Source organism: Streptomyces laculatispora (genome assembly GCF_017353455.1).
Lineage (GTDB): Bacteria > Actinomycetota > Actinomycetes > Streptomycetales > Streptomycetaceae > Streptomyces > Streptomyces laculatispora.
This window is the reverse complement of record NZ_JAFMPZ010000216.1, coordinates 1-15,489: the sequence shown is the minus strand read 5'-3', so window position 1 is coordinate 15,489 and position 15,489 is coordinate 1. Positions and strand designations below refer to the sequence as shown.

Sequence of the window (15,489 nt, the reverse complement as noted above, 5' to 3'; positions counted from 1 at the left end):
GCTGTGCCTGGGCGCCACCGGTTGCGGCGGCGGCAGTGGCACCGCGCAGGCCAGGCCCGGCCCGGACGGCGGCACGGCCACGTCGCCGGAGCCCGCGACGGCCTCCCCATCGGCCCCGGCCGCTCCGTCGGCGGTGCACAGCGGCCCGGCCCCCTCCGGGCCGGCCTCCTCCCCGCCGTCCGCGCCGGGCACCAGGTCCGGGCCCCTGTCGGGCAAGACGGTCGTCATCGACCCCGGGCACAATCCGCGCAACCACCTGCACACCGCCGAGATCGGCCGGCAGGTGGACATCGGCACCACGCACAAGGAGTGCGACACCACCGGCACCTCCACCAACTCCGGTTACGCGGAAGCCGAGTTCACCCTCGATGTGTCACACCGGATGCGCACGCTGCTGCGGGCGCAGGGCGCGAAGGTGGTGCTGACGCACGACAACGACCGGCCGTTCGGCCCGTGTGTCGACGAACGGGCCCGGATCGGCAACAAGGCCGGGGCCGATGCGGTCGTCTCGGTCCACGCGGACGGATCGGCGGCCGGCAACCGGGGCTTCCATGTGATTCTTCCCGCGTCGGTGCGCGGCGGTGACGCGGACACCTCGAAGATCGTCGGCCCGTCGCGCGATCTCGGTACGCGTATCGCCGGACTCTTCGTCCGCGCTACCGGAAGTGCACCTTCCAATTACATCGGCGGCAATACCGGACTGGACACCCGCAAGGATCTGGGCGGACTGAATTTGTCCACGGTGCCCAAAGTCTTCATCGAATGCGGCAATATGCGTGATCCGAAGGACGCGGCCCTGCTCACCAGCGCGAGCTGGCGCCAGAAGGCCGCGCAGGGCATCGCCGACGGCATCACCAGCTACCTCAACGGGTAGTAAGAGGTGGTTCTGCGATGAATTCGGGAGGATGCCCACCCAACGTCCGGACGGGGGCCACAACCCGACCGGGCAGACGATAGATTCATCCGTACGATGGGGAGCCGCCCCGAGCTTCGCGCCGTGCCCGCCGTACCGGTGGCAGCGACGACCGCCCCGACGAGACGACCGACTAAGGACCTTCACGTGAATATCCGCTCCCTCACTCGAGGCGATGGCGTGGTGATCGGAGCAGCGGTCGTGCTGTTCATCGCCTCTCTCCTCCCCTATTACTCCTATGGAAACTCCAACATTGCCGCGTCTAACTCCTGGGATTCGCTGGGCATCGCGATCGGTGTCTACATGGTCGGGGTGGCCGGTGCCGCGCTGATCGTGTTCTCCCGCTCGCAGCCCCAGCCGCGCAAGGTCGCCGGTGTGGATCTCGCCCAGTTCGGCGTGGCCGCCACGGTCGTCACCGCGTGGCACCTGTTCTGGACGATCATCGACCTCGGCCAGATCGACGCCGGTGCCGGTCTGGTCCTCGGCATGATCGCCTCTCTGGTGCTGGCGGCGGGCGCGGTCGCCTCCCCGCTGGTTCCCGCGCTCAAGGCCCCGCTCGCGGGCGCCCCGAAGCCGCAGGCCGTGCACCCGCCGTACGGCGGCCAGCCGCAGCCCGGCCAGGGTTACGGCTACCCGGGCGCGCAGCAGCAGTCCTTCGGCGGCCAGCAGCCGGGCCAGCCGCAGCCGTACGGCGCCCAGCAGCCCGGTCAGCCCGAGCCGCAGCAGGCCGGCGCGCCGGCGCAGCAGGCCCCGGCGGCCGGCGGTGCGCCGGCCGGTGACTTCACGCCGTTCTGGTTCGCGGTTCCGGTGGCCCGTCCGCTGTACGGCGAGGACGGTTCGCCGGCCCCGATCGCCGAACTGGCTCCGGGTACCTGGTACCTCGCGGTCGAGCAGCACGGTCCGGGCCTCATCGCGCAGACCCAGGACGGCCGTCGTGGCGTGCTCCAGGACACCACGGGCATCCAGCGCGGCTGACCCGCGGCGCACGGACACGTGACAGCGGCCCCCCGCCCCTTCCGGGCGGGGGGCCGCTGTCGTACCCTCCGGCTATATCTGATACATCGTCAGAAATGCTGGGAGGCAGCGGAATGCGGCTCGGACTCGCTCTCGGATACTGGGGCCGCGGCCCGAACCCGGCCCATCTGGACCTCGCCCGCGAGGCCGAGGACCTGGGCTACGAGTCGGTGTGGACGGCGGAGGCCTGGGGTTCGGACGCCTTCACCCCGCTGACCTGGATCGCCGCCCACACCTCCCGTATCCGGCTGGGCACCGCCCTCGCGCAGATGGCCGCGCGCACCCCGACCGCGACGGCCATGCACGCCCTGACGCTCGACCATCTCTCCGGCGGCCGGATGATGCTCGGCCTCGGGCTCTCCGGTCCCCAGGTCGTCGAGGGCTGGTACGGGCGGCCGTTCCCCCGCAGCCCGCTCACCGCCACCCGCGAGTACGTCGACGTGGTGCGCCAAGTGCTCAGCCGTGAGGCGCCCGTTGAGCTGGACGGCCGGTTCCACTCCCATCCGTACAACGGCCCGGACGCCACCGGGCTCGGCAGACCGCTGAAGCCGATCACCCATCCGCTGCGGGCCGGGCTCCCGGTGCTGCTCGGCGCGGAGGGGCCGAAGAACATCGCGCAGACCACCCGGATCGCGGACGGCTGGCTGCCGCTGTACTGGTCGCCGCTGCGCACCGATGTGTACGAGGCCTCGCTCACCGGCCTCCGGGAGGGGTTCATGATCGCGCCGATGGCCCGCGCACAGGTCTGTGACGATGTCGCGGAGGGCCTGCTGCCGGTGAAGGCGATGCTCGGCTTCTACATCGGCGGCATGGGCGCCGCAGCCCGCAACTTCCATGCGGATCTGATGGCGCGGATGGGGTTCGAGGAGGAGGCGCGGCGGATTCAGCAGCTCTTCCTGGAGGGACGCAAGGAGGAGGCCGTCCTCGCCGTGCCGGACGCGTTCGCCGATGAGATCTCGCTGGTCGGCCCGCGGGAACGCATCGCGGAACGGCTGGAGTTGTGGCGCAAGGGGCCGGTCACCGACCTGCTGGTGACGGCCCCCGACCCGCACACCCTGCGGGTGCTGGCGGAGCTCAACCAGTAGAACCGGCAGGAAGCCTTCCCTCGCGGGTCCAGGCCAGCAGCTCGTCCGCCGTCCACGTCGTGACGACGCGCTCCGCCGGGACCCCGCACTCCTCGGCGCGGGCGCAGCCGCGGATCTGCCAGTCCAGCTGTCCGGGCGCGTGCGCGTCGGTGTCGACCGCGAACAGCGTGCCCGCCTCGACGGCGCGGCGCAGCAGCCGCCGGGGCGGGTCCAGCCGCTCGGGTCTGCTGTTGATCTCCACCGCCGTGCCCGCCTGCGCGCAGGCGGCGAAGACCTCGTCCGCGTCGAACCGCGACTCCGGACGGCCCCGGCCGGTGATCAGCCGCCCGGTGCAGTGCCCGAGGACGTTCGCCCGCGGATGGCGGACGGCCGCGAGCAGCCGCCGGGTCATCGGGCCGGGGTCCATCCGCAGCTTGGAGTGGACGGAGACGACCACCAGGTCCAGCTGTGCCAGCAGTTCGTCCTCCTGGTCGAGGGAGCCGTCGAGGTTGATGTCGCACTCGATGCCGGTCAGCAGCCTGAACGGCGCCCAGCGCTCGTTGAGTCCGGCGATCTCGGCCAGCTGCCGGCGCAGCCGTTCGGGCGACAGTCCGTTGGCCACGGTCAGCCGGGGCGAGTGGTCGGTGAGCACCGCCCAGTCGTGCCCGAGGGCGGCCGCCGTGCGGCCCATCTCCTGGATCGGGCTGCCGCCGTCCGACCAGTCGGAGTGCAGATGGCAGTCGCCGCGCAGCAGCGCGAGCAGCCGCTCGCCGCCCTCGGCGAGCGGTCCGCTCTCCTCGGTCTCGGTCTCCAGCCGCTCCAGGTAGCCGGGCACCTCTCCGGCCACCGCCTCGCGGACGACCTGTGCGGTTCTGGGGCCAATGCCCTTGACCCGCTCCAGCGAGCCGTTCGTCACCCGCTGGACGGCCTCCCCGTCGGCCATCGCGGCGACGGTGCGGGCGGCCGTGCGGAAGGCCTGGACGCGGTAGGTGCCGGCCCCGCCGCGCTCCAGCAGGAAGGCGATCCGCTCCAGGGCCCGGACCGGGTCCATCGGCACCTCCTCACCGGACGGGACGGGCTGCCGTTCCAGCTTGGCCCAGCGGCGCCCGCCCCGCACACCGGCCGGAGCCGCCGCCCGTCAGCCGAAGGACGACCGCGCCAGCCAGAAGTCCAGCAGCTCCGCGTCGCCCAGGACCTCGACCCGGTCGCTGTCCGGGGCGAGGCGGCGGCTGAAGACCAGCATCAGGTCGGTGAGCGGCCCCCGCAGCGCCGCGGTCGCCTTGTCGTGCGCGCGGCGCCAGGTGAAGCCGTCCTCGCCGAACTCGATCAGCCACTCGGCGCCGGGGGCGTCGGTGGCGTGCAGATGGAGGGAGCGCCCGGCGCCGCGCAGCTCAGCGGCCTCCGGTTCCCCCTCGGCCTGGGCGAAGGCGACGATGTCCAGCCATTCGTCGATGGTGTCCGCGGCCAGGTCGGGCGCCATGGCATAGGGCACCTTCGCGGTCAGGGCCGCGTCCGCCTGGTGGACGACGGTCTCGATCGCCATGCGCCGGGCCCAGAATCCCGCGCTGCGGTCCCGGTACCAGGACCAGGCCTTCAGCTCGGGACCCGCCTCACGCAGCACCTCGGCGGTCCTGGCCGCCCCGTCCGCCAGCCAGGCGTCCAGTACGGCGGGGTCGTCGCCGTCGGGGGTGAAGTGCGGCACCCGGTCCTCCGGGAGCTCCTCGGTGGCCCGGGTGCGCACGATCTCACCGGCCCAGCGGTGGGCGCCGCCGACATGGACGGCGAGGTCGCGCAGCGTCCACTCGGGGCAGGTCGGTACGGTCGCGTCGAGGTCCGCGCCGTTCACTGCGGCCCTCAACGCCTCGGTCCTCAGGACGATCTCGTCGCAGTAGCGCTCATGGGGAAGAAGGCTCATGCGCGCACCCTAAGGGCTGTCCCGCAGCCGTACCCCACGGATTATCCGCCGAGCTGCGAGGTGGACGGCACCTTGTCCTTCACCTCGGCGCCCGCGCTCTTCCCGGCGTCCTTGACGCTGTTGATGACGCTCTCGAAGGCGCCGATGTCGCCGTCGCCCGCCTCGCCGTTGCGGAGCTTGGTGGCGAGGCCCTTGAGCGAGGCGATGCCCGCGCTCAGCGGTGCGACGGCCTTCGAGAGCAGCGGGTCGCCCTTGGCGTTCTCGGAGGCGGCCTTGAGCCTGTTGTAGGCGAAGCCGCCCGCGAGCCCGGCCCTGACGAGCGCGAAGGTCCGCCCGTCCGCGCCCTTCTTGAACCGGCCGGCCCGGTACGGCTTGACGACCCACTGGTACGTGGCGCCCGCGGCCAGCCCCGCGTTGGTGACGAAACGCGTCTTGGCGAACTTCTGCGCCTCGGCCGACGACGTGCCGGTGGGCGACGCCGGACTACTGCTCGCCCCGCTGTCGCCGTCGCTGCCGCACGCGGTGGCGCCCACCAGCACGGCGCAGGTCAGCAGCAGCGCCATGAGCAGCCGGCGCAGCCGTACGGAACGGGGCACGGCGGGCCTCCCTGACCGGGCACATCACGACGGGCGCCGGAGCCCGGCGCTCCCCCGCAAGGCTTGCCCCGGCCCGGACGGCCCGCCACCCGGGTACGCCGTCCGGGTTTCACCCGGCGGAATGCGGCAACCCGGATGGCATGTCCTACAGAACAGGCAACGGAAGCAACACCGCAGCACGTGTCATAGCCGTCGTGGCCGACATCATGGCCTTCATCCTCGGCCTGTGGATTCTGATGTACCTGCTGGACGCCAACCGGGACAACGACCTGGTCGAGTTCGTGCGGCACACCGCCCGCTGGCTCGCCGGCTGGTCGTACGACCTGTTCACCTTCGACGAGGCGTGGGCCAGGGTCGTCGCCGGTTACGGCCTCGCAGCCGTCGTGTACCTGTTCATCGGGCACGCGGTCGCCGGCCGCATCCGCCACTGAGGCCGACGGGCCCGGCCGGCACACCGGGACCGCCGCGGTTCAGCCGCAGCAGTCCGGCTCCAGCCCCTTCGGCAGCCGTTCCCCGCTGAAGACCGCGGTGGTCGCCTCGTCCCCACCGAGCGCGGCCACCGCCAGCAGCAGCGAACCGGCGGTCCAGGCCGTGCGCTCCTCGGGCCAGAACGCCCGGTTGCCCTCGAAGACGTACCCCGTCCAGTACAGCCCGTCCCCGGCCCGCAGGTGCTGGATGGACTGCAGCACCTCCAGGGCCCGGTCGGACTCGCCCATCACCCAGAGCGCCAGGGCGAGTTCGCAGCTCTCGCCGCCCGTCACCCATGGGTTGGGCAGCACACAGCGCACCCCGAGGTCCGGGACGACGAAGCGGTCCCAGCCCTCCTCGATCCGCTTCGTGGCCGCCGGTCCGTCGAGCGCGCCGCCGAGGACCGGGTAGTACCAGTCCATGGAGTACTGACTCTTGTCCAGGAAGCGTTCCGGGTGGCTGCGGATCGCGTGGGCGAGCGAGCCGGTGGCGAGCTCCCAGTCGGGCTGCGGCTCCTCGCGGCACTCCGCGATGGCGAGCGCGCAGCGCAGCGCCTGGTGGACGGAGGAGGAACCGGTCAGCAGCGCGTCCCGCACCGGGGTGCCGTCGGCCTCCTGCTTCCAGCCGATCTGGCCGCCGGGCTGCTGGAGCCCCAGCACGAACTCGACGGCGGCGAAGACGGTCGGCCACATCCGGTCGAGGAACGCGTCGTCGCCGGTGGCGAGGTAGTGGTGCCAGACGCCGACGGCCACGTACGCGCAGAAGTTGGTCTCAAGACCGCGGTCGGTGGGCCGCTGCGGGTCGCCGTCGTGATAGGCGGCGTACCAGGAGCCGTCGCCGTTCTGGTTGCGGGCCAGCCACTGGTACGCGCGTTCCGCGGCGTCGTGCTCGCCGGCGGCGTCCAGGGCCATGGCGGCCTCGGTGTGGTCCCACGGGTCCAGGTGGTGCCCGCGGAACCAGGGCAGCGCGCCGTCCTCGCACTGCACGGCGAGCAGCGCGGCGACGGTCTCGGTCGCCTGCCCGGCGGTGAGCACTCCGGGCAGCACAAGGTGTTCGGTCCGCTCGGGAAGTGTCACGCCTCGGCCTTGGCGGAGTCGTCGGCCTTCGCCGGGGCGTCGGTGGTCACGGCGGGCAGGTGCGGCTTGGTCGCGTAGGCGACGAAGCTCTTGCCGACGACGGGGTTGAGCAGCTGCTCGGCGACCCGGGTGGCCATCGGCTTCTTCATGATGTCCCAGACCAGCAGCTTGTGGTACGCCCGCACCGGCAGCGCCGCGTCCTTGCCGTCGCGGCCCACTCCAAAGGCGCACTTCAGCCACCAGTACGGCGAGTGCAGCGCGTGCGCGTGGTGGGTGCCGTACGGCTTGAGGCCGGCGCCGCGCATCCGGCCGAGCAGCTCGTCGGCCTTGTAGATGCGGATGTGGCCGCCCTCCACCTCGTGGTAGGCGTCGGAGAGCGTCCAGCAGACCTTCTCGGGGCCGTAGCGCGGCACCGTGACCGCGATCCGGCCGCCGGGCTTGAGCACCCGGACCATCTCGGCGAGCACGCCCTTGTCGTCGGGGATGTGCTCCATCACCTCAGAGATGATCACGACGTCGAAGGTCTCGTCGGGGAACGGCAGGTTGAGCGCGTCCCCCTCCATCGCGGTGGCGGTGGCGCCCTCCGGGGCCTCTCCCGCCTCCTTCATCGCGGCGAACCACTTCGCGACCTCGCGGATCTCCTCGCCGTTCTGGTCGAGAGCCACCACCTGGGCGCCGCGCCGGTAGCACTCGAAGGCGTGGCGTCCGGCGCCGCAGCCCAGGTCGAGCACTCGGTCGCCTGCGGCGAGCGGGAAGCGGGTGAAGTCCACGGTCAGCACGAATGCCTGCTTTCGCGGTCGGGGGTTCGAAGAGGGCGGGAGAGCGAAGACGTCAAGGGTGGTGCGGTGTCACCGACGGCCGTCGGGTCCGGTGGCGGCGCGGGCGGCGATGGCCTCCCGGTAGAGCGCGGCGGTACCGATCGCCGCCTGCTTCCAGGTGAACCGTGCGAGCACCCGTGCCCGGCCCGCCGCCCCGAGCCGCTCGCGCAGCTCGGCGTCGCCGAGCAGCCGGCCGAGCGCTTCGGCCAGGGCCCCGGCATCCGCGGGCGGGACGGCGAGACAGGTCTCGCCGTCCGGGCCCGCGACCTCGGGGATCGCACCGCCGGTGGTGGCGACGAGCGGGGTGCCGGTGGCCATGGCCTCGGCGGCGGGCAGCGAGAAGCCCTCGTACAGCGAGGGGACGCAGGCGATCCGGGCGCTGCGCACCAGGTCGACGAGTTCGGCGTCGCTGATGCCCTTGACGAACTCGACGGCGTCCCCGAGCCTGTGCCGCTCTATGGCCTGCGCGACGGGTCCGTCCTCGGCCCGACGGCCGACGACCACGAGGTGCGCCGCCGGATGGTCGGTACGGAGCTCGGCGAGCGCCTCGACGAGGTGGACGAGTCCCTTGAGCGGTACGTCGGCGCTGGAGGTGGTGACGATCCGGCCCTCGACCTCGGCGACCGCGGGGTCGGGCGACCACAGGTCGGTGTCGGCGCCGATGTGCACGACGTGGACGCGGCCGGGGCTCACCCCGAGGTGCTCGACGATCTCCTGCTTGGAGGAGCCGGAGACGGTGAGCACGGACGGCAGCCTGCGCGCGACCCGCTTCTGCATACGGGTGAAGGCGTACCAGCGGCGTACGGAGGCGCGGCGGCGGCGGGTCGGGGCGGCGTCCAGGTCGAGTTGCCGGTCGACGGTGATGGGGTGGTGGATGGTGGTGACGAGGGGGGCGCCGAGGTCGGCGAGGAGCCCGTAGCCGAGTGTCTGGTTGTCGTGGATGACGTCGAACTCGCCTCGCCGGGCGGCGAGATGGCGCCGGGCGCGCAGGCTGAAGGTGAGCGGCTCGGGGAATCCGCCGGTCCACATGGTGGCGACCTCGGTGGCGTCGATCCAGTCCCGGTACTCGCCGCGCTTCGGGGTGCGGAACGGGTCGGGGTGCCGGTAGAGGTCCAGGCTCGGCAGCTCGGTGAGCGGGACGCCCTCGTCGAGCACGGGATAGGGCTGGGCGCCGATCACCTCGACGCTGTGGCCGAGCCGGGCGAGCTCGCGGGCCAGGTGGCGCACGTAGACGCCCTGACCGCCGCAGAAGGGGTTGCCCTTGTAGGTGAGGAGCGCGATGCGCAACGGCCGGTCGCCGGCGGGGTCCGCCTCCGTGTCCGACGTACCGGGGCCCGTGCGGGGGCCCGACGCTATGGCCTCAGCGGTCACACTCGGCCCCCTTCTCACTGCGTATTCGCCGGAGCGTAACCGCTCACGCTAATCTAGAACAAGTTATAGACCGGATCGTTCAATGAGCTACGAATCTACCGGCAGGTAGCGTCGGTGCAACGGCCGGATCAGGTGATTCGCGCCACGACACACACCCTGGCATGCTGTGCGCCGCCGGACCGGCCGCCGCCTCCTCGCGGTCGCGGACAGAAGCCACGGGGATGGGACACATGACAGCGGAAGCCAGACCGGCATCGCCGCCCCTGACGGAACGCCAGGAGGCCCGCCGCCGCCGCATCCTGCACGCCAGCGCCCAGCTCGCCAGCAGGGGCGGTTTCGAGGCCGTCCAGATGCGTGAGGTGGCGGAGGCCGCCGGGGTCGCCCTGGGCACCCTGTACCGCTACTTCCCGTCCAAGGTCCATCTGCTGGTGGCCACCATGCAGGACCAGCTCCAGCACATGCACGGCACGCTGCGCAAACGTCCGCCGGCCGGGGCCGACGCGGCGGACCGGGTCGCCGACACCCTGATGCGGGCGTTCCGCGCGCTCCAGCGCGAACCACATCTGGCGGACGCGATGGTGCGCGCGCTGACCTTCGCGGACCGCAGCGTGAGCCCCGAGGTGGACACCGTCTCGCGCCTCACCACGACGATCATCCTGGACTCGATGGGGCTTGAGCACCCGACGCCCGAGCAGCTCTCGGCCGTCCGGGTCATCGAGCACACCTGGCACTCGGCGCTGATCACCTGGCTGTCCGGCCGGGCGTCGATCGCCCAGGTGAAGATAGACATCGAGACGGTGTGCCGGCTGATCGACCTGACGGCCGAGGACCAGGCCCGCTGAGTCGTCCGGGCCGCCGCCCATGTGCGGCGCCCACACGCCTCCCCGGTCAGGTGGGGTGCCCTGCACCATATCGACGACGGCACGGTGTTCATACGGTTCGGCGACATCACAGGAACACGCCGAGGAGCCGGTCGCCATGCGTCGCAGAACCAGCAGAGCAAACAGAACCAGCGGAGCCGGCGGGACCACCCGCACCGTCCGGCCCGCAGCCCTGTCCGCCGTCGCCGTACTGGCCACCGCCGGTCTGCTGCTGACCGGGTGCAGCGCCGCCGGCAAGGCGGGCAGCGCCGATTCCGGGAGCGGGAAGTCCGGCAGCGGCGCGGCCGTGAAGGTGGGCCTGGTCTACTCCCGGACCGGGCTGCTCGCGGACTACGGCAAGCAGTACCGGGACGGGTTCATGGCGGGCCTGGACTACGCGACCCACGGCACCCGCAAGGTGGCCGGCCACCGCATCGAGGTCACCGAGCAGGACGACGCGGGCGACCCCGGAAAGGCGGTCTCCGCGGCGAAGAACCTGATCGGCAAGGGCTACAAGGTGCTGGCCGGCACCACCGACTCCGGCGTCGCTCTCCAGATGGCGCCGCTCGCCGCCCAGAACAAGGTGCTGTACATCAGCGGGCCGGCGGCCACCGACGCGGTGACCGGGATCAACGGCTACACCTTCCGCTCGGGCCGCCAGTCCTACCAGGACATCCTCACGGCCGGGGCGATGCTCGGCGACGCCGGGGGCAAGAAGGTCACGGTGCTGGCCCAGGACTCCACGTTCGGCCAGGCGAACGTCGCCGCGGTGAAGGCGGTGCTCGGCGCGAAGGGCGCGAAGGTGGGCTCCGTACTGGCGCCGCCCAGCGCGACGGACCTGACACCGTTCGCCCGGCAGGTGAAGTCGGGCGGGCCGGATCTGGTCTTCGTGGCCTGGGCCGGTTCCACCGCACCGGCGCTGTGGACCGCGCTGGACCAGCAGGGGGTGCTGGGCGCGGGCAAGGTCGTCACCGGGCTCGCCGGGACGGCCTCGTACCCGGTCTTCGGGACGGCCGGGGCCAAGGTGTCCTTCCTCGCGCACTACTTCCCCGGCGCGGGCGGCGGCAACGCGGCGGAGAAGGCCATGCTCGACTCGGTGACGAAGGCCGGCGGCACCCCCGACCTGTTCACCCCGGACGGCTTCACCGCGGCCCAGATGATCGTGCACGCCGTGGCCGAGGGCAGCGCCACCGACCCGGCCGCGATGGTGAAGGCCCTGGAGGGCTGGACCTTCGACGGGGTGAAGGGCAAGGCCCGGGTCCGGGCCGAGGACCACGCCCTGGTGCAGCCGATGTTCGTGGCCAGGCTGACCGGCAAGGGCGCCGCCGCGAAGCCGGAGCTGCTGGACACCGAGCCGATGGACGCCGTGGCGCCGCCCGTGAAGCCCTCGGCGGGCTGAACCATGACCGCACCGCACCTCCTCGGGCGCCGGGACGGCCGGCCGCCGGACAACGAGGCCCCCGTGCTCCGGCTCGACGGACTCGGCTGGAGCATCGGTGGCGCGACCATCGTCCAGGACATCACGCTCGGCGTCCGCCAGGGCGAGTTCCTCGCCTTCATCGGCCCCAACGGGGCCGGAAAGACATCCCTGTTCAACCTCATCAGCGGCACGGTGATGCCGACCGCGGGCACGGTCGCGCTGGACGGCACCGATATGACGGACCGGCCCGCGCACGTGCGGGCCCGGCGCGGGATCGGCCGGACGTTCCAGACGTCCAGCCTCTGGCCCGCCATGACCGTGGCCGACCACGTCCGGCTGGCGGCGCAGGCCGCCCGGGGCGGCTCGTACCGGCTCTGGCGGCGTGCCGACCCGTACCCCGCCGAGGTGGCCGGCGTGCTGGAGCGCACCGGTCTCGGCCACCGAGCCGGCACGACGGCGTCCGAGCTGTCGCACGGCGAGAAGCGGAAGCTGGAGCTGGCCGTGCTGCTGGTGGGCGAGCCCCGGCTGATGCTCCTCGACGAGCCGATGGCCGGGGTGAGCGCGGAGGAGGTCCCGGCGCTGACCGAGCTGATCCGCACCCTGCACCGGGACGAGGGGCGCACCGTCCTCATGGTCGAGCACCACATGGACGTACTCCTGGGCCTGGCCGACCGGCTCGCGGTGATGCATCACGGCCGGCTGCTGGCACTGGACACCCCTGAGGCCGTCACCGCCGATCCGACCGTGCAACAGGCCTACCTCGGGGAGGGGTTGTGAGCGCGCGGACCCTGCTCGCCGTACGGGACCTGCGGGTCCTGATCGGCGGCCGGCACATCCTGCACGGCGTCGGCCTGGAGGTCGCCGCGCACGGCGTGACCGCGCTGCTGGGCCGCAACGGCGCCGGGAAGACCACGACCGTACGGGGCATCCTGGGCCTCGTCCCGCGCAGCGGCAGTGTGCTGCTGGACGGCGAGGAGACCGTGGCCCTGCCCACCCACGCCGTGGTCCGGCGGGGTGTGGGGTACGCCCCCGAGGACCGCGGCATCTTCGCCGGGCTGACCGTGGCGGAGAACCTGCGACTGGCCGAGCGGCGCGGCGCGGGCGATCCCGACTACCCCCTGGTCCATGAGCTCTTCCCCGAACTCAAGCAACGGGCACGGCAGTTGGCCGGGACGCTGTCCGGCGGCCAGCAGCAGATGGTCGCCATCGGCCGCACCCTGCTCAACGCCAACCGGCTGATCATCGCGGACGAACCCACCAAGGGCCTGGCGCCGAAGGTCGTCACCGAGGTGGCGCAGGTGCTGGAGCGGGCCGCCGAGGCGGTACCGGTGCTGCTCGTGGAGCAGAACCTCGCCGTCGTACGCCGGCTCGCCGAGCACTGTGTGGTGCTGGCCGACGGCCGGACCGCCCACCGCGGCCCGGCGGACGAACTGCTCGGCGACGCGGAGGCGGCCCGCCGGCTGCTCGGTGTGGGGCACGGGCCGGCCACCGAAGCACCCTTCGTGGAGGCGGATTCCTGATGTCCACCATCGTGCTGCTCACCATGACCGGACTCGGTCTGGGAGCCCTCTACTTCCTCATCGCGTCCGGACTCTCGCTGATCTTCGGCCTGATGGACGTGCTCAACTTCGCGCACGGGGCGCTGCTGTCCATCGGCGCGTACGGCACCTGGTGGGCGGCGTCCGGCCATCTGCCCGGCGCGGGACCCGGCGGGGCCGGCTTCGTCCTCGCGGTGCTGTTCGGCACGGCGGTGGGCACCGTCGCCGCCGTGCTCCTGGAACTCGCCGTCGTCCGCCCGCTCTACACCCGGCCGCGCGAGCAGGTGCTCGCCACCGTCGGGGTGGGGCTCGCGGTCCCCGCGCTGCTGTCGGGGATCTGGGGCCCGGACGCCCGGACCTTCCCGGGCCCGGAGGCGCTGTCCGGCACCTTCGGGCTGCTGGGCGCGCGGGTCCCGGTCAACCGCCTCGTCCTGGTGGCGGCCGCGGTCGTGGTCCTGGTGGCGCTGCGGCTCTTCCTGGGCCGGACCCGGCACGGTCTCGTCGTCCGGGCGGGGGTCGAGGACCGGGCGATGGTCACCGCGCTCGGCATCGACGTCCGCAGGGCGTTCACCCTCGTCTTCGCGATCGGAGGCTGCGCCGCCGCACTCGGCGGGGCGCTCGGCGGGCTGTACTTCGGTTCGGTCGACCCCCGTCAGGGCACCTCGCTGCTGATCTTCGCGTTCGTCGTCGTGGTCACCGGCGGCATGGGCTCGGTGACCGGCGCCGCCGTGGCGTCCGTGGTCATCGGCCTGGTCCAGCAGTTCGCCAACTACTACACCGCGGCGGGCCTCGGCGATCTGGCGGTCGTCGTCCTGCTCGCCGCGCTGCTGCTGATCCGCCCGCGCGGACTGACGGGGAGGCTCGCGTGAGCACCGCCACCGAGACACACGACCGTGCCGACGGCAAAGCCCCCGCCGCACCGGCGCCTCCCGGCAGGTCCCGGCGACTGCTGCGCCGGTGGCCCGCCGCCGTCCTGCTGGTCCTGGTCGTGGCGCCCTACAGCGCGCTGCCGGTGCCGGGTCTGCTGGACGGCCCGCTCGGCAGTGCGGGAAGCCTGCAACTCATCGCCACCTGCCTGCTGTTCGGCGCCCTGGCCACCGGCTACGACCTGCTGCTGGGCCGCACGGGCCTGCTCTCCTTCGGCCACGCCCTGTACTTCGCGGCGGGCAGCTACGCCACCAACGTGTTCCTGCTGGAGGCGGGGCTCCCGTTCGCGGCCGCCGCGCTCCTGGGACTCTGCTTCGGGATCGCGCTGGCCCTGGTCCTGGGGTCGGTGAGCCTGCGCGTCACCGGCATCGGCTTCTCCATGGTGACGCTGGCCTTCGCCCAGGCGGGCTCGATCCTGGTCTCCCGCGACCCCGGTGGCCTCACCGGCGGCGAGGAGGGCCGGGCCGCGCCGGCGGACCTGCTGCCCTCCTGGCTCGTCGGCATCGACAACACCGCGAACCTCTACTGGATCACCCTCGCCTACCTCGTCCTCACCCTCGGCGTCGTCCACTGGGCGGTCCGCTCCCCCACCGGACGCGTCTGGGAGGGCATCAAGGAGAACGAGCGCCGGGTGGAGGTGCTGGGGCTGAAGCCGTACGGATTCAAGCTGACGGCCTTCGTCCTCGCGGGCGCGCTCGCCGCACTCGGCGGCATCGTGCACCTGCTTGTGACGGGTGGCTCCACCCCACAGACGAGCACGTCCGACTTCACCCTGTCGCTGCTGGTGATGGTGGTGCTGGGCGGCTCCGGAACCCGCTGGGGCCCGATGGCCGGCGGCATCCTCTACACCTGGGCGGACCACCGGCTCGGCGACCTGGCCGGTTCGGGCGCGGTCGCCGGCCTCCCGGCGGTGCTCCGCGTCCCGCTCTCCCAGCCGCTGTTCCTGCTGGGCGTGCTGTTCGTGGCCGTGGTACATCTGCTGCCGGGCGGTCTGGCCCGGCTGCCCTCCAGACTGGCCGCGCTGCGCCGAAGCGGGCCCGCCGAAGAGATCCCGCCCCGGAAGGAGAACGGAAACCCGTGATTCCGTACGAAGAGATCAAGGTCCCTGTCGCCGGGGGCGAGCTGGCGGCCGTGCGCTGGCCGGCCGGCGATCCGGACGCGCCGGTGGTGGTCGCGCTGCACGGCATCACCGCCAACGCGCTCTCCTGGGGCCCGGTGGCCCGGCTGCTGGCCGGACGCGTCACCCTGGTCGCCCCGGACCTGCGCGGCAGGGCGGGGAGTTCGGGACTCCCCGGCCCGTACGGCATCGCCGCCCACGCGGACGACGTCGCCGCCCTGACCGAGGCACTGGGCCTGGACCGGGTGGTGCTGGCGGGCCACTCGATGGGGGCGTTCGTGGCAGTGCTCGCCGCGGTACGCCATCCGGAGCGCTTCGGGCCGCTGCTGCTCGTCGACGGCGGCATCGGCTTCCCGGCGCCCACGCACCTGTCGCCGGACGAGCTGATGACG

At 72.6% G+C, this 15,489-nt stretch carries 17 protein-coding genes; 11 read left to right on the top strand and 6 right to left on the bottom strand.

The window, feature by feature from the left end; translation table 11 throughout:
* Position 1: 1 nt before the first annotated feature.
* From J1C73_RS12440 to J1C73_RS12430, 3 genes are all read left to right on the top strand, one after another.
* On the top strand, positions 2-874 hold the full coding sequence (locus tag J1C73_RS12440; protein WP_242644063.1) for an N-acetylmuramoyl-L-alanine amidase: 873 nt from the start codon (positions 2-4) through the stop codon (positions 872-874).
* Between the two features lie 219 nt (positions 875-1,093).
* Positions 1,094-1,888, top strand: a complete 795-nt coding sequence (locus J1C73_RS12435) for a hypothetical protein (protein WP_207316425.1) — start codon at positions 1,094-1,096, stop codon at positions 1,886-1,888.
* Positions 1,889-2,001: 113 nt separating this feature from the next.
* Entirely contained in the window at positions 2,002-3,012 is a 1,011-nt protein-coding gene (locus J1C73_RS12430; RefSeq protein ID WP_207316424.1) for an LLM class F420-dependent oxidoreductase, read from the top strand.
* On the opposite strand, the gene J1C73_RS12425 is transcribed toward J1C73_RS12430, so the two are convergent.
* The 3 genes from J1C73_RS12425 to J1C73_RS12415 all read right to left on the bottom strand — a co-directional run bounded on the left by J1C73_RS12425 (position 3,002) and on the right by J1C73_RS12415 (position 5,502).
* Positions 3,002-4,042, bottom strand: a complete 1,041-nt coding sequence (locus J1C73_RS12425) for a PHP domain-containing protein (protein ID WP_207316421.1) — start codon at positions 4,040-4,042, stop codon at positions 3,002-3,004. The two genes, J1C73_RS12430 and J1C73_RS12425, sit on opposite strands and share 11 nt — an antisense overlap.
* A gap of 87 nt (positions 4,043-4,129) precedes the next feature.
* Positions 4,130-4,906: a maleylpyruvate isomerase family mycothiol-dependent enzyme gene (locus J1C73_RS12420; protein ID WP_207316420.1), complete on the bottom strand. Its 777-nt coding sequence runs from the start codon at positions 4,904-4,906 to the stop codon at positions 4,130-4,132.
* A 41-nt stretch (positions 4,907-4,947) separates the two neighbouring features.
* On the bottom strand, positions 4,948-5,502 hold the full coding sequence (locus J1C73_RS12415) for a hypothetical protein (RefSeq protein ID WP_207316419.1): 555 nt from the start codon (positions 5,500-5,502) through the stop codon (positions 4,948-4,950).
* 140 nt (positions 5,503-5,642) lie between these two features.
* Here J1C73_RS12415 and J1C73_RS12410 point away from each other — a divergent pair, with 140 nt between their 5' ends.
* Positions 5,643-5,933 (top strand): hypothetical protein, encoded by a 291-nt coding sequence (locus J1C73_RS12410; RefSeq protein ID WP_123470483.1) that lies wholly within the window; start codon positions 5,643-5,645, stop codon positions 5,931-5,933.
* A gap of 39 nt (positions 5,934-5,972) precedes the next feature.
* Here the strand turns inward: J1C73_RS12410 and J1C73_RS12405 are convergent, their stop codons facing one another.
* The 3 genes from J1C73_RS12405 to J1C73_RS12395 form a co-directional block, all read right to left on the bottom strand.
* Entirely contained in the window at positions 5,973-7,046 is a 1,074-nt protein-coding gene (locus J1C73_RS12405) for a prenyltransferase/squalene oxidase repeat-containing protein (RefSeq protein WP_207316418.1), read from the bottom strand.
* The gene (locus J1C73_RS12400; protein WP_123470488.1) at positions 7,043-7,825 is read right to left on the bottom strand and encodes a class I SAM-dependent methyltransferase; all 783 of its coding nucleotides are present in this window, start codon (positions 7,823-7,825) and stop codon (positions 7,043-7,045) included. The genes J1C73_RS12405 and J1C73_RS12400 overlap by 4 nt, the downstream gene beginning before the upstream one ends.
* A gap of 69 nt (positions 7,826-7,894) precedes the next feature.
* Positions 7,895-9,235: a glycosyltransferase family 4 protein gene (locus tag J1C73_RS12395; RefSeq protein WP_207316417.1), complete on the bottom strand. Its 1,341-nt coding sequence runs from the start codon at positions 9,233-9,235 to the stop codon at positions 7,895-7,897.
* A gap of 230 nt (positions 9,236-9,465) precedes the next feature.
* On the opposite strand from J1C73_RS12395, the gene J1C73_RS12390 reads away from it, so the two are divergent.
* The 7 genes from J1C73_RS12390 to J1C73_RS12360 all read left to right on the top strand — a co-directional run.
* A complete protein-coding gene (locus J1C73_RS12390) occupies positions 9,466-10,077 on the top strand; it encodes a TetR family transcriptional regulator (RefSeq protein ID WP_123470492.1) in 612 nt (203 codons plus the stop codon).
* 136 nt (positions 10,078-10,213) lie between these two features.
* On the top strand, positions 10,214-11,494 hold the full coding sequence (locus J1C73_RS12385; protein WP_207316416.1) for a substrate-binding domain-containing protein: 1,281 nt from the start codon (positions 10,214-10,216) through the stop codon (positions 11,492-11,494).
* A gap of 3 nt (positions 11,495-11,497) precedes the next feature.
* Complete coding sequence (locus J1C73_RS12380) at positions 11,498-12,292, top strand: ABC transporter ATP-binding protein (RefSeq protein WP_207316415.1); 795 nt, start codon at positions 11,498-11,500, stop codon at positions 12,290-12,292.
* Positions 12,289-13,035 (top strand): ABC transporter ATP-binding protein, encoded by a 747-nt coding sequence (locus tag J1C73_RS12375; protein ID WP_207316414.1) that lies wholly within the window; start codon positions 12,289-12,291, stop codon positions 13,033-13,035. Before J1C73_RS12380 ends, J1C73_RS12375 begins: the two co-directional genes overlap by 4 nt.
* Entirely contained in the window at positions 13,035-13,922 is an 888-nt protein-coding gene (locus J1C73_RS12370; protein WP_207316413.1) for a branched-chain amino acid ABC transporter permease, read from the top strand. The genes J1C73_RS12375 and J1C73_RS12370 overlap by 1 nt, the downstream gene beginning before the upstream one ends.
* Entirely contained in the window at positions 13,919-15,061 is a 1,143-nt protein-coding gene (locus J1C73_RS12365; protein ID WP_307797674.1) for a branched-chain amino acid ABC transporter permease, read from the top strand. Before J1C73_RS12370 ends, J1C73_RS12365 begins: the two co-directional genes overlap by 4 nt.
* The coding region (locus tag J1C73_RS12360) for an alpha/beta fold hydrolase (protein WP_207316412.1) at positions 15,058-15,489 on the top strand (432 nt) is incomplete at its 3' end. The genes J1C73_RS12365 and J1C73_RS12360, both read left to right, overlap by 4 nt.